The sequence below is a fragment of the uncultured Rhodococcus sp. genome, from assembly GCF_963525155.1.
Classification (GTDB): domain Bacteria; phylum Actinomycetota; class Actinomycetes; order Mycobacteriales; family Mycobacteriaceae; genus Rhodococcus_F; species Rhodococcus_F qingshengii.
Map to the genome: position 1 here is coordinate 15,096 of NZ_CAURKP010000065.1, position 12,888 is coordinate 27,983.

Annotated in this window: 13 protein-coding genes; 5 read left to right on the forward strand and 8 right to left on the reverse strand. The window is 64.4% G+C overall.

Features of this window, described 5'->3' with window-relative positions; translation table 11 throughout:
• Positions 1-106: 106 nt before the first annotated feature.
• The 6 genes from RWT78_RS15080 to RWT78_RS15105 all read right to left on the reverse strand — a co-directional run bounded on the left by RWT78_RS15080 (position 107) and on the right by RWT78_RS15105 (position 6,514).
• Complete coding sequence (locus RWT78_RS15080; RefSeq protein WP_003941992.1) at positions 107-862, reverse strand: phosphoglyceromutase; 756 nt, start codon at positions 860-862, stop codon at positions 107-109.
• A 46-nt stretch (positions 863-908) separates the two neighbouring features.
• Positions 909-2,510: an AMP-binding protein gene (locus RWT78_RS15085; RefSeq protein ID WP_162114635.1), complete on the reverse strand. Its 1,602-nt coding sequence runs from the start codon at positions 2,508-2,510 to the stop codon at positions 909-911.
• A 139-nt stretch (positions 2,511-2,649) separates the two neighbouring features.
• Positions 2,650-3,147, reverse strand: a complete 498-nt coding sequence (locus RWT78_RS15090) for a YbjN domain-containing protein (protein ID WP_047268888.1) — start codon at positions 3,145-3,147, stop codon at positions 2,650-2,652.
• Positions 3,144-4,472 carry a D-inositol-3-phosphate glycosyltransferase gene (gene mshA, locus RWT78_RS15095; protein ID WP_003941843.1) on the reverse strand — a complete coding sequence of 443 codons (1,329 nt, stop codon included), beginning with the start codon at positions 4,470-4,472 and terminating at the stop codon, positions 3,144-3,146. Before mshA ends, RWT78_RS15090 begins: the two co-directional genes overlap by 4 nt.
• Positions 4,473-4,514: 42 nt before the next feature.
• Positions 4,515-5,342, reverse strand: coding sequence for an alpha/beta hydrolase (locus tag RWT78_RS15100; protein WP_314676459.1), 828 nt, complete (start codon positions 5,340-5,342; stop codon positions 4,515-4,517).
• Positions 5,288-6,514: an MFS transporter gene (locus RWT78_RS15105; protein WP_003942019.1), complete on the reverse strand. Its 1,227-nt coding sequence runs from the start codon at positions 6,512-6,514 to the stop codon at positions 5,288-5,290. Before RWT78_RS15105 ends, RWT78_RS15100 begins: the two co-directional genes overlap by 55 nt.
• Positions 6,515-6,625: 111 nt before the next feature.
• Between RWT78_RS15105 and RWT78_RS15110 the strand changes: the two genes are divergently transcribed.
• The 3 genes from RWT78_RS15110 to RWT78_RS15120 all read left to right on the forward strand — a co-directional run bounded on the left by RWT78_RS15110 (position 6,626) and on the right by RWT78_RS15120 (position 8,857).
• Positions 6,626-7,399, forward strand: coding sequence for a PIG-L family deacetylase (locus RWT78_RS15110; RefSeq protein WP_003942001.1), 774 nt, complete (start codon positions 6,626-6,628; stop codon positions 7,397-7,399).
• A 64-nt stretch (positions 7,400-7,463) separates the two neighbouring features.
• Positions 7,464-7,856 (forward strand): PaaI family thioesterase, encoded by a 393-nt coding sequence (locus RWT78_RS15115; protein WP_003942017.1) that lies wholly within the window; start codon positions 7,464-7,466, stop codon positions 7,854-7,856.
• On the forward strand, positions 7,853-8,857 hold the full coding sequence (locus tag RWT78_RS15120; protein ID WP_007735336.1) for a tocopherol cyclase family protein: 1,005 nt from the start codon (positions 7,853-7,855) through the stop codon (positions 8,855-8,857). The genes RWT78_RS15115 and RWT78_RS15120 overlap by 4 nt, the downstream gene beginning before the upstream one ends.
• On the opposite strand, the gene RWT78_RS15125 is transcribed toward RWT78_RS15120, so the two are convergent.
• A complete protein-coding gene (locus RWT78_RS15125) occupies positions 8,823-9,692 on the reverse strand; it encodes a LysR family transcriptional regulator (protein ID WP_054828413.1) in 870 nt (289 codons plus the stop codon). The genes RWT78_RS15120 and RWT78_RS15125 overlap by 35 nt on opposite strands.
• A gap of 70 nt (positions 9,693-9,762) precedes the next feature.
• On the opposite strand from RWT78_RS15125, the gene RWT78_RS15130 reads away from it, so the two are divergent.
• Positions 9,763-10,122, forward strand: coding sequence for a nuclear transport factor 2 family protein (locus RWT78_RS15130; RefSeq protein WP_054187841.1), 360 nt, complete (start codon positions 9,763-9,765; stop codon positions 10,120-10,122).
• Between the two features lie 15 nt (positions 10,123-10,137).
• On the opposite strand, the gene RWT78_RS15135 is transcribed toward RWT78_RS15130, so the two are convergent.
• A complete protein-coding gene (locus RWT78_RS15135; RefSeq protein WP_074447122.1) occupies positions 10,138-11,409 on the reverse strand; it encodes an ROK family transcriptional regulator in 1,272 nt (423 codons plus the stop codon).
• Positions 11,410-11,751: 342 nt separating this feature from the next.
• On the opposite strand from RWT78_RS15135, the gene RWT78_RS15140 reads away from it, so the two are divergent.
• Positions 11,752-12,729, forward strand: coding sequence for a TauD/TfdA family dioxygenase (locus RWT78_RS15140; protein ID WP_042452972.1), 978 nt, complete (start codon positions 11,752-11,754; stop codon positions 12,727-12,729).
• Positions 12,730-12,888: the final 159 nt, after the last annotated feature.

The window sequence follows — 12,888 nt, forward strand, 5'->3', positions numbered from 1 at the left end:
GCGCGTAATCCGCCAGGTGGACGGCGTTGGTTCGTCGTTCATCTGTTGTTGGCCGAGGCCCCCCGAAATCCCTGTTCGGGGGGCCTCGACGCACATCATCGGGTTGCTACTTTCCGCCCTGATTCGCCACCGCGGCGGCGCCGGCAGCTGCGGCCTCCGGATCCAGGTAGGTGCCGCCGGGATTGAGCGGCTTCAGGTTCTCGTCGAGGTCGTAACGCAGCGGGATTCCGGTCGGGATGTTCAGGCCCGCGATGTCCTCGTCCGAGATGCCGTCGAGGTGCTTGACCAACGCACGCAGCGAGTTGCCGTGCGCGGTGACCAGCACGTTCCGACCGGCGAGCAGCTCCTGGGAGATGGTGTCCTCCCAGTACGGGATCAGACGCTTGACGACGTCGAGCAGGCACTCGGTCAAGGGAACCTCGTCGAGGTTCGCGTACCGGGGATCGGTGTCCTGGCTGTACTCGCTGCCGGCTTCGATGGCGGGCGGCGGGGTGTCGTAGCTACGACGCCAGAGCATGAACTGCTCGTTTCCGTACTCTTCCTTGGTCTGCGCCTTGTTCTTGCCCTGCAGAGCGCCGTAGTGACGCTCGTTGAGACGCCAGTCGCGCACTACCGGGATCCAGTGGCGATCGGCGGCGTCGAGCGCGAGGTTGGCTGTGCTGATCGCGCGGCGCAGCAGAGACGTGTAGAGAACGTCGGGCAACAGGTTGTGCTCGGCGAGCAGTTCGCCGGCGCGCTTGCCCTCGGCCATGCCCTTGTCTGTCAGGTGTACGTCCACCCAGCCGGTGAACAGATTGAGTGCATTCCATTCGCTCTCGCCGTGGCGGAGCAGGACCAGGGTTCCGATACTCATGGCGTTCATCCTGGCACGAGTACCGGAACCCTTCTTGATCAACCCTGTCCGGAAATCAGCTCGGGGCAACTTCCGCAGTTCGCAGATCCTTGCGGAGGATCTTTCCGGCCGCGGATTTCGGCACGGTGCTGATGAACGAAACCTGGCGGACCTTCTTGTGCGGCGAGACGCGCTCGGCGACGAACGAGATCACGTCGGCTTCGGTCAACTCGGCGCCGTCCTGGAGCACCACGAATGCCTTCGGGACCTCTTCGCCCTCGGCGTCGAGCACACCGATCACTGCGGCGTCGGCGATCTGCGGATGGGTCAGCAGCAAGGCCTCGAGTTCCGCCGGGGGAACCTGGTAGCCCTTGTACTTGATCAGTTCCTTGAGGCGGTCGACGATCTTGACGACGCCGTCGCCGTCGACGGTCGCGATGTCACCGGTGTGCAGGTAACCGTCGTCGTCGAGGGTGTCCTTGGTGGCCTGGTCGTTGCCGAGGTAGCCGAGCATGATGTTCGGGCCCTTGCACCACAGTTCGCCGGGCTCGCTGACGCCGTCCGAGCCGAGAGGCGGGTACGCGACCTCTTCGCCCGTTCCGGGGTCGACGAGCTTGCATTCCATGTTGGCGATGGTCGGACCGCAGGTGTCGAGCGCGATGTCGTCGCGGTCGAACGGGATCGCGTGCGAGACCGGGCTCATCTCGGACATGCCGTAGCCCTGGCGGACGTGGCAGTTCAACCGGTCGGCGACGGCCTTGCCGAGCGCCGCGTCGAGCGGGGCCGCACCGGAGAAGATGGTGTGCACGCTCGAGAGGTCGTACTGATCGACGAGCGGATGCTTGGCCAGCGCGACGGCAACGGGCGGTGCGACGAAGATGTACGTCGACTTCTGCTCGGCGACGATCCGCAGGAACTCGACGAGATCGAACTTCGGCATCGTGATGAGGCTCGCGCGGCGATAGAGCGCAGCGTTGAGCAGGACCGTCATGCCGTAGATGTGGAAGAACGGCAGGACCGCGAGAATCTTGTCGTCGGTCTCGATGCCCATCCGCGGAATGATCTGGCAGACGTTGGCTACGAGGTTCCGATGGGTGAGCATGACCCCCTTGGGTCGGCCGGTGGTGCCCGAGGAGTACGGCAGCACCGCGAGTTGGGTGGCCGGATCGAAGGAGACTTCGGGCGCCGCTGCACCCTCGCCGAGCAGATCACGCAGCGAGAGGTGGCCTTCGGCACCGTCGAGCACGAACACGTTCTCGGCCGGGATACCGACCAGGTCAGCAGCGGCCTTTGCCTGCGGCAGGAGCGGCGAGACGGTGAAGAGGAACTTGGCCTTGGAATCGGTGAGCTGCTTGGCGATGTCCTCGGCGGTGTAGAGCGCGTTGATCGTGGTCGCGACGCCACCGGCACGAAGGATGCCGTGGAAGACGGAACCGAAGGCCGGGACGTTGGGCGAATGCAGCCCGACCACGTCGCCGACGGCGAGTCCGCGCGCTGCGAGAGCGCCTGCAACGCCGTTGATCTGTGCGATCAGCGAAGCGTATGTGGTGACTGCGCCCGAACTGCCCTCGACGAAGGCCGTCTTGTCGAGGTCTGCGGGGTCGGTGTTTCCGAACAGGAAGTCGTAGACGCTGAGGTTGGGGATTTCAACGTCGGGGAACGGACTCTTGAAGCTCACTGTGCTCCTCGAAAAGTTGCGCGGCGGGGTGGTGTGACCAACTTACTGTGACTCACGGGAACAGTATTATTCCGTGACAACAGTCACAAGTAAAGGCCACTTTACGTGACACATCCGCGATGTGTCTCACCCCGCTCGATCAGCTCTGCGCGGGCTCTTCCTCGATGAGGTGCTTGAACGGTTCGAGATTCGCCAGCGACTCACCTCGCGACACCCGCCACGCCCACTCACGCTTGATGGACGAGGAGAAGCCGAGTTCGAGGATGACGTTGAAATCGCCGTCGGCGGCTTCGAGAACCTGACCGAGCACTCGGTCGAGTTCATCGCCGGTCACGGCATGCTCTGCGATCTTGCCGACGAGGTAGATGTCCCCGACCTTGTCGAGTGTGTACGCCACCCCGTACAGACGACGGTTGCGCTTGAGCAGGAATTTGTAGACGCCTTCGAAGTTCTCGTCCACCTTGCGGCACACGAAGGCCTCGACCCGCACACCGTGATTGCCGACGGTGAGCAGAGTCGACGTCTTGAGTTTGTGTTCACCGGGAAGTTCGACGATGAAATGCGCGTCGTCTTTTCTGGTGAAGTCGAGTTCGCGCTCGGTGAGGGCCTGCTCGATGGTGTCCGAAATGCTGCTCATGTACGCACTCCCCCGGTCCGGCGCAGACGCCACAGACCCCGCGCACGGCGGGGCGAGAAGTCGCTGGGACCGGTTCCGTTGTTGTAGTTGACTGCGGCTTTGCGATAGCTCTCGAGCAAACCGTCCGCGGTGTGTTCCCACGAGAAATTTTCGGCGTGGCGCGGTGCCTGCGCGGCGAGTTCGGCCAAGCGCGTCGGTGCTGTCACCAAGGATTCGAGGGCGCCGGCCCAATCTTCGGTGCGGTGTCCTTGAACCAGCAGGCCGGTCTCACCGTTGCGTACGGCCACTCCCAGTCCGCCGACGTCGGCGGCGATCACCGGAGTTCCGCAGGCTTGAGCTTCGATGGCGACCAACCCGAAGGACTCCGAATAGCTCGGCACCGCAACCAGATCCGAGGCACGGTAGACATCGGCGAGACGCTCAGGAGCCTGCGGCGGCAAGAACGTCACCTGCGCGGTGATGCCGAGTGAGCGTGCAAGTTCGATCAGCACGTCCGGCCGCGCGAGGCCAGTTCCGGACGGCCCGCCGACGACGAGGATGCGCAACGGCAACTCGGGGCGACGGCTGATCACTTCGGCGGCAGCACGCAGCAGAACGTCCGGTGCTTTCAGAGGTTGGATCCGGCCGACGAAAGTCACGACGACCTCGCCCGGGTCCAACCCCAACGACGCGCGGGCGGAATCGCGATCGCCCGGGCGGTAGCGGGTGAGATCGGCGCCGGGAGCCACGACGTCGATACGCGTGGGGTCTGCGCCGTACAACTCGTGCAGCGCCTTGGCTTCGTCGGTGGTGTTGGCGACCAGGCGATCGGACTCGGCGACTACTTGCTGCTCGCCGATCTGACGTGCTGCCGGCTCCGGGGTGTCTCCCTCGGCAAGCGAAAGATTCTTTACCGCCGCGAGGGTGTGGGCGGTGTGTACGAGGGGCACGCCCCAGCGGTCGCGGGCCAGCCAGCCGACCTGACCGGACAACCAGTAGTGCGAGTGAATCAGGCTGTAGTACCCGGGCTCGTGGCGCGCTTCCTCCCGTAGAACTCCTGCGACGAAGGCACACAGTTGAGTCGGCAGATCCGCCTTGTCCAGCCCTTCGAAGGGACCAGCAGCAATGTTCCGAACCCGCACTCCGGGAGCGGCGTCCACCACAGGTGCGTCGGCCGAGGACGTCGCGCGGGTGAATATCTCCACCTCGACGCCACGTTTGGCGAGCTGAATGGCGGATTGCAGAACGTAGACGTTCATCCCACCCGCGTCACCGGTGCCGGGTTGCGCCAATGGCGAGGTGTGGACCGAGAGAACGGCCACCCGGCGAGGGCGCGAAATGTGCATGGGCGTCACGACTCCATACTGCCCCCTCACCGGGCGCGAACTCTAACCGAGGCTCGAGATGAAGGTTCGCACTTCGGACACGAATCGTGTCGGATCCTCCACGAACGGGCCGTGATTGCAGCCTTCCCAGTACGACGCCTGGGACTTGGGAATCAGTTCCTCGGCGTGCTTACCTGCGCTCACGTCGACGACGGAGTCGTCGGTTCCGTGCAGAACGAGGACCGGGATGTCCAGGTTGCGAAGCAACTCGTCGTGACCGACAGCACGGTTGAACAGTGCTGCGCGCACCCGCGGACGCGTCGAGAGGCTGTACCCGAACAAGGCCTGCGACGCTGCACCCTTGCCCTCGGGTGGGCCGGTGAGAGCATTGCCGAAAGCGCCGAGTGCACGGATCGCCTCGCGGGGATCTTCGGACATCGCGCCGGGAACTGCGCTACGCATCGCCGAGCCGACCTTGCCACCTTTTTCGCCGCGCCCGATGCTGGTGATCGCCCCGACCAGAACCGCGCCCCCCCCCCCGCCGGTGCCGTGCGCTGCCCGGGAAACGCAGATCACCCGACCGCCGGACGCCCAGCCGAGCAGGATCGCGTTCTCGGTGACGCCTTCGGCCGCAAGAACAGCCGCGACGTCGCCGGCCCAGTTCGCGGAATCGTCGTATCCGGATTCGGGCGCATCTGAGTAACCGTGGCCGCGCAGATCGACGGCGATCAGCCGATAGTCCGCGGCCAGGTCCGCGAGGACCTGCTCGCCCCAGCACTGCGAGGACTGAGCCCAGCCGTGCAGCAACACCAGCGGGGTCCCCGCCGAATTTCCGGTTACTCGATAGACGATGGACGTGCCGTCGACGCTGACGGCTTCACGAATAGACATGCCGTCACGATAGAGGCTGCGACTGCGGCGCCGACGGCGAGCATGTAGGCCGACGGGACGCCGTAGCGATCGATCAGCTGTCCGGCCAGCGCAGACCCGAGCGCCACGCCGACGCCGAGGCCGGTAACCGTCAGGGTCATTCCCTCGGTGAGCTTTTCCGGTGGGACGATCTGTTCGACCAGGGCTGTCGCGATGATGAGCGTCGGTGCGATGGTCGCGCCCGCCAGCACGTAGGCACCCGCAAGTGCGGCCACGTTTCCGACCAACAGAAGCGGGACGCTGAGAACGGCGACCGCCGAGGACGCGATCATCAACTGCCCGCGCAGCGATCGCGCCGGGTGCATCGACCCGAAGATCAGTCCCGCGATTCCCGAACCGCCGGCGAACAGCGCGAGGACCAGCGTCGCCGACCCCGGCGAATTCTGTTCCTTGGTGAACGCGATGGCGCCGACGTCGATGACGCCGAAGATCGTTCCGAGCATCACCATGATCACGATGACGATCCACATCACGTGGTTACCGAGAACCGATCGTCCGCGGCCGGGTCGACGCGGATGCACCTTCGGTTCGGTTCCGCGCTGTATGACCAGCAGCAGGGTTCCGGTGACCAGCAGGATCAACCCTGCCAGTGGTCCAGCCTCGGGGAAGAGCCCGATGCTCAGACCTACCGATATGACCGGGCCCGCCACGAAGCAGAGCTCGTCCACCACCGATTCGAAGGCGAAGGCGGTGCGCAGCTGAGGTTTTCCGACATAGATCGCCACCCACCTGGCGCGAATCATCGCGCCGATCGTCGGAGTGGCGCCGCCGGGGACGACCAGAACGAACAGCAGCCAGTCGGGAGCTTCCATCCGGACTGCGAGCAGGAGCGCCCCGATCGCGGTGACGCTCACGGCTGCGGCAATCGGCAGGACCGCTCGCTGTCCGAAGCGGTCGACCGCACGCGAGACCGCGGGCGCGATGATCGCCGACGAGAGCGCAAAAACCGCGGCGAGCGCGCCGGCGAGCGCGTAGTCACCACGAAGTTGCGAGATCATCGTCACGATTCCGATACCGATCATGGCGATCGGCAGCCTTGCGACAAATCCGGCGGCCGAGAAGGCGACCGATCCGGGGGCGGCAAAGATCTCGCGGTAGGCGCTCAGCAGGCCTTTGTTGGTGGATTCGCTCATGTCAGCTTCTCGTGCACTGAACAAGGTTCACAGAGCCGAGGCCGACTCGACAAATCGTTTTCACTGTGCGCTCGGGTTGACCTGTCGGTAACTTGCCTTACGATTGCGCGAATGAGTGTCCTGGTGTGTTTCCACGCCCATCCCGATGACGAAGTTTTCACTACGGGCGGCGTGATGAGAATGGCCGCCGACGCAGGTCACCGCGTCGTAGTCGTCACCGCTACCGACGGTGCTCTCGGTGAATTCCCCGACGGACTGTTGGACGAATACGAGACGTTGGCTCAGCGCCGCAGCCGTGAGCTCGAGGCGTCCACCGACGCGTTGGGTGCCAGTCGCGTCGTGTCCCTGCACTACCCGGATTCGGGGATGGTGGGTACGCCCGAGAACGAGAATCCGGAAGCGTTCTGCAACGTCGACGTCGAGAAGGCCGCCGAGCGTCTGGCCGAGGTTCTTCGTGAAGAGAACGCCGATGTCCTGACCATCTACGACCCCAACGGCGGATACGGCCACCCGGATCACATCCAGGTCCACCACGTCGGCGTTCGTGCTGCAGAACTCGCGGGCACGCCGTTCGTCTACGAGGCGTCCACCAACCGCGATCACATGAAGATGCTGATGCAGGCCAACCCCGAGTGGACCGAGGAGGCGCAGCCGCCGGACATCGAATCGTTCGGGCTTCCGGCTGACCAACTCACCACCGCGGTCGATGTCAGTTCGGTGATCTCGTCCAAGCGCGCGGCCATGTACGCGCACGCAACGCAGGTCGGCGATTTCGGCCCGTTCCTCGAAATGCCGACGGAGCAGCTCGCCGCGGCATTCGGCACCGAGTGGTTCCGTCGTCGCAACGCGCCGGAAGGGCTGTCGGAAACCGCCCTGCCCCTGTGAGTCACCGCCCTCGATAAACCGAAGTCCCGACGGAGGTTTCGGCGGCTCGTTAACATCGGTAGGCATGGACCTCGAACAACTTGTCGCGAGCATGCCTTTTGCAGTTCACACCGGAATTCAGTTGGACAGCGCGGCACCCGAACAGGTTGTCGGCCATCTGGATTGGGACAGCCACCGCACCACCGCCGGCAACGGAATGCACGGCGGCGCCTTGATGACGCTGGCAGACAGCGTCGGCGCCGTCTGTGCATTCCTCAATCTGCCGCCCGGCGCAAGTACGTCCACCACCAGTTCGTCGACCGTCTTCACTCGCGGCGTGCGCAAGGGCACAGTCACCGCCACCGCCCGGCCACTGCACGCGGGGCGCAGCACCGTCGCGGTGGTGACCGAGATCCGCGACGACGAGGGCCGCCTCGTCGCTCAGGTCACCGCATCACAGGCAGTACTGGGACCGTGAAGCTTCCCGCGTACCGCGCCTCGGGTGCCACCCTGCCGTACGGCAATCTGCTTGCCTCCCATGACGTTGCGATGGAGGGTTACTTCTGGCGATTCACGATGCCAGACAGCGGACGGGTGGTGATCGCGCTCGCCGGAATCAACAAGGCCGACGGCGGCAGCTGGTCGACGCTCGGTCTCGCGGCACACCCAGGCGGATTCCTCCGCACTGCTGAGCATCCGAACGGATCGGCCGATCCCCGTATCCTGGGGGCCTACGCCGACAACGCTTTCCGCGGCAATGCCGATCGACTCCAGGTCGATTTCGGCGACAGTCATCTCGACGTACGCATCAGTAATCAGCGATTCTGGCCGCACCGCCGCTTCGGGGGGTCGAGTTACTTCCAATCAGTTCCCGCACTCAATCAGTACTGGCATCCGTGGCTGCTCGGCGGCCGGGTCGAGGGAAGCGCCGTCATCGACGGACAGAGCTGGGATCTCACCGGAGCGCAGGTGTACGGCGAGAAAAACTGGGGAAAGGGAGGATTCCCGGAATCCTGGTGGTGGGGACAGGCACAGGGGTTCACCGATCCTCGAGCCTGCGTGGCGTTTGCCGGCGGACAGGTCAGCGCCGGACCTCTGCGCACCGAAGTCACCGCCGTCGTTGCCGCGCTACCGGACGGAACGGTGTTGCGGCTGGGTAATCCTCTGACGTCACAGGTGGAGACGACGGTGTCCGACGATCGCTGGACGCTTCGGGGTTACAGCCGGAAGTGGAGCGTCGACATCGACGGGACCGCACCCATCGCCGACGCACACATACTTCCTGTTCCGATACCTGCCGAGCGTCGAAACGTGCCAGGAGCGCTCGAGCATCTCGGTGGAACGATGTCGGTCATCGTCCGGCGACGCGGCACCATCGTCTGGAAGGACAGGTCGAGGTTGGCTGCTCTCGAGCACGGCGGATTGGATCGGGCGCAGGCCGAACTCACTCGGCGGGAACAGCTCTCGCAAGATCGATGAGAGCGGAGGCCGCAGGATTCTTGCCGCCCGACGAACGCCAGACCAATTCCAGCCGAGATCGCGCCTCCGGTTCGAGATCGATCCGATGCAACTCCCCCACTGCCGACTCGGGAAGCACGGCCATTCCCAGCCCCTGCGCTGCCAATGAAACGATGATGCCGAGGTTGCTTGCCTCGAGCGCAACCGTCGGCGTGGTGCCGGCCGCGGCGCACGCGAAGTTCAGACACGTCCTGATACCGGTTCCCTCCGGCAGACAGATGACCGATCGCGTGGCGAGCTCGGCAAACGGTAGAGACGACACCTCGGCCAGCGGATGATCCGTTGCCACTCCGGCCACCAGTCGTTCGTCGGTGATCACCCTCGATTCGAGCCCTTCCGGCAGCTCTCCCGCCACCCCGATGACGGCTATGTCGAAGGTTCCGTCCAACACTCCGGCAAGCAGACTGCGCGAATCGTCCTCGGCCAGCGAAATGTCCAGTCCGGGGTGTTTGTTGTGCAACCGACTCAGCAGATCTGTGAGGTCGGCGGAAGCGCAGGCGGTAACCATCCCGACCGAAACGGAACCCCGGACCAGTCCGTTCAAGGCATCGACAGCGTCGCGGGTGCTCTGAACGGCAGCAAGTGCAGCGTAGGCGTGCGGGAGGACAGCTCGCCCGGCGTCGGTCAGACAAACGGTTCGACCACTACGATCGAGCAATTCCTGCCCCAACTCACGTTCGAGCCGTTTGACCTGGGCACTCACACCGGGTTGGGCTACGTGAAGCCGCTCGGCGGCGCGAGTGAAGTTGGCTTCCTCCACTACCGTGACAAAGTATTCGAGCTGCCGAAGTTCCATAACTGCTGATTCTAGCTGCGAGACAAACTAGATCTTGGACTTATCGCCGGAGTACTAGAACGATGGAAGCATGACAACAACAGATGACGTTCAGAAGGCCGGAACCCCGGAAGACATCGCGAAGCTTTTTGTGCAGTTCGCCAACGCTGGTGACGCAGACGCCGTCGCCGCACTCTACGAGGAGGATGCGGTGATGGCCTTCCCTCCCGGATCCCTCACCGTGGGCCGCCAAGCCATCCGCGAGGTGATCTCTCAGATGCTCGCCGCAGCACCGAGATTCACCGTCGAGGAATCTCTACCGACGGTGATCAGCGGCGACCTGGCAATGACCTCGACCAAACCTTCCGACGGAACCGGCGGACGCACACAGGTGGCGCGCCGCCAGCCCGACGGTTCGTGGTTGCGGGTGCTCGATCGACCGGAACTCTGACTGCCCTCTTCGCAGTCAGACGGCCGACGCACGCCGCATGGCTGCCGCCGGATCGGCGAACAGCGAGCTCAGTGACACGACCGTGGAAGCGTATTCCTGAACCCGATTGCCGAAACCGGTAATTCGAATGTCCTTACGCTCCAAGGAGGATGCTGTCGAGAAGGCCTCGGCGACATGGGGCACCCCGGCCGGATAGTCGGTGAATGCCTGACCACCCAGAATCACCCGATCCGGGTTGAACAGGTCACGCAGCATCGCCACTGTCCGGCCGAGGACGCGTGCTCGATCAACCAGAAGCTCGTGTGCCGGAATGGAACCCGACGACGCTGCCCGGTAGACGTCCGCGATCGTGACACGCTCGCTGCCCTGGATCACGGCGCCCGAAGACAAAGCCTGCGCGACTACGGCGCGGTCACTGATCGTCGCTTCAAGGCAACCCACGGCTCCGCAGGTGCACCGTGCGGACGAACCGGTAGGGAGGTGCGCGATCGAACCGGGTCCGCTGGACGGCGTGTGTACTCGCCCTTCGAAAGTGATTGCGATGCCGGCAGTTTCACGAGCGTAGAAGTACAAGCCGGTAGTGCCCGGCGTCGGGGCTTCGGCACGATCGGTGCTGAGCAGAAGTTCCGACGCAGCCATCGCCTCGACGTGGGCGGCTACCGATACAGGGAGATCCAAGCCGGCTCCGATGATGGACCCGACCTTGGCGCCCTTCCATCCCAGACGCGGGTGATCGACGACTCCGGTCGCTGAATCGACGCGACCGCCGATGGCCACGCCGACGGCGAGCGGACGACGCTTGTGCCACCGCGAGGCAAAGGATTTGGCCGAGCGCGCAATGGTGGCAAGCGCGACAGCAGAATTGGTGGCAGGCGTCGGAATCTCGACGGCGCCGAGCACCTTTCCACGAATGTCGCTGGCGATGATGCTGGTGACGACGGCACCGATGTGGATGCCGACTGTCAGATAAGGCTCGTGGTTGACCTCGAACGGAACTCGCGGACGCCCGATTGCTCCGGATGCCGTCAGGTCCGCGCGTTCGCGCAGGATCCCGAGGTCCAGCAGGCTCGTGACCTGCCGGTTCACGGTGGCGATGCTCAGCCCTGATGCCTTTGCCGCAGTGTCACGTGAGAGCGGCCCACGGGATCGAGCAATGCGCAACACAGTCGCGGACGGACCGTCGGCGATGCGTAGTTCGGGCGCAACTATCTGGGTACGGGTCCGGGTTCCCGAGAGCGCGGTTCGCGATCGGATGTTCGGAATGGCGGAGATTGTGGGTGTCGACATGGCTGTCCCTTGCAGAAGGAGGAGAAGGCGCATATCTCTGTCGACCGAGAAATCAGCGTTTCCACTGGTCACACGAAGAAATAGACAGAAAAGGCGCAGAAATTAGCTGCAGAAAGAACGGCGGCGACAACACAGCTCTCGCGCCAGAGGCAGACGCGAACCAAGCGCAGCGGTCACATAGGTGACCCGCAAAGCGGCAGGCTGGTCGGTCGACATGGCTCCAAAAGTAGCAGCTTCACCGAGATTCACAAATCAGGTGCGGTAACGATCACACTGAACGCAACCCTGTCGGGGCGAAATCTCGCGTGTTTGGGTGGGCACACTCCCCACGAAAGGTGCACCATGTCTACAGCTTTCGCCAAGCCGACCCTCACGAATTCGGCATCAACGAACGGAGCCGCCGTTGACGCCGCTCGCGGCACTGTCACCACCCTCGGCGCGCATATCGGCGCCCGAATCGACGGAATCACTCTCGGCGGGCATCTCGACCCGGCGACGATTTCCCTCATCCGGCAAGCACTTCTCGAACACAAGGTGATCTTCTTTCGCGGGCAAGACCACCTCGACAACGATTCGCAGTACGAGTTCGCCCAACTGCTGGGTACCCCGACCACTGCCCACCCCACCGTGAAGTCGCACGGCGCAAAAGTTCTGCCCATCGACTCGGACCTGGGCAAGGCCAACAGCTGGCACACCGACGTCACCTTCGTCGACCGCATCCCCAAGGCTTCGATCCTGCGCGCGGTGCAGCTACCCGAATACGGCGGTTCCACGACGTGGGCGTCAGGGGTAGCCGCCTACAACGGACTGCCGGATCCGCTCAAGGCGCTCGCGGAGAACCTCTGGGCTCGCCACACGAACGTCTACGACTATGCGGCAACCAGCGCCGAGCGGCTCACCGAAGATCGCACGGCCGCCTACCGCGAGGAGTTCCAGTCCACGTACTTCGAGACGGAACACCCGGTGGTGCGGGTCCACCCCGAAACCGGAGAACGCACGCTCGTCCTCGGACATTTTGTCAAGAACTTCGTCGGGTTGAGCACCGAACAGTCGAACGGTGTATTCAAGCTCTTGCAGGATCACGCCATCAAGCTCGAGTACACGACGCGGTGGAACTGGGAAGCGGGTGACGTCGCGATCTGGGACAACCGCGCCACCCAGCACTACGCGATCGCCGACTACGACGATCAGTACCGGCGGCTGGAGCGCATCACCCTTGCCGGCGACATCCCGGTCAACATCCACGGGGAACGAAGCCGCAGCATCGCCGGCGACGCTTCCGAATACTCGATCATCGAAGGCGCCTCGACTCTCCCATGACTTCACCGGATTCCGCCCCTCCTCCGCACGCCCGCGGATACGAAGGCTTCGAGGGTCGGGAGGGCCGCCCCCCCGCCGGGGGGGCCCCCGCGGGGGCCCCCCCCACCACCCCCCGTGCCCCCACCCCCCACCGCCGCGGGGGGGGGGTCGGCGACAGGG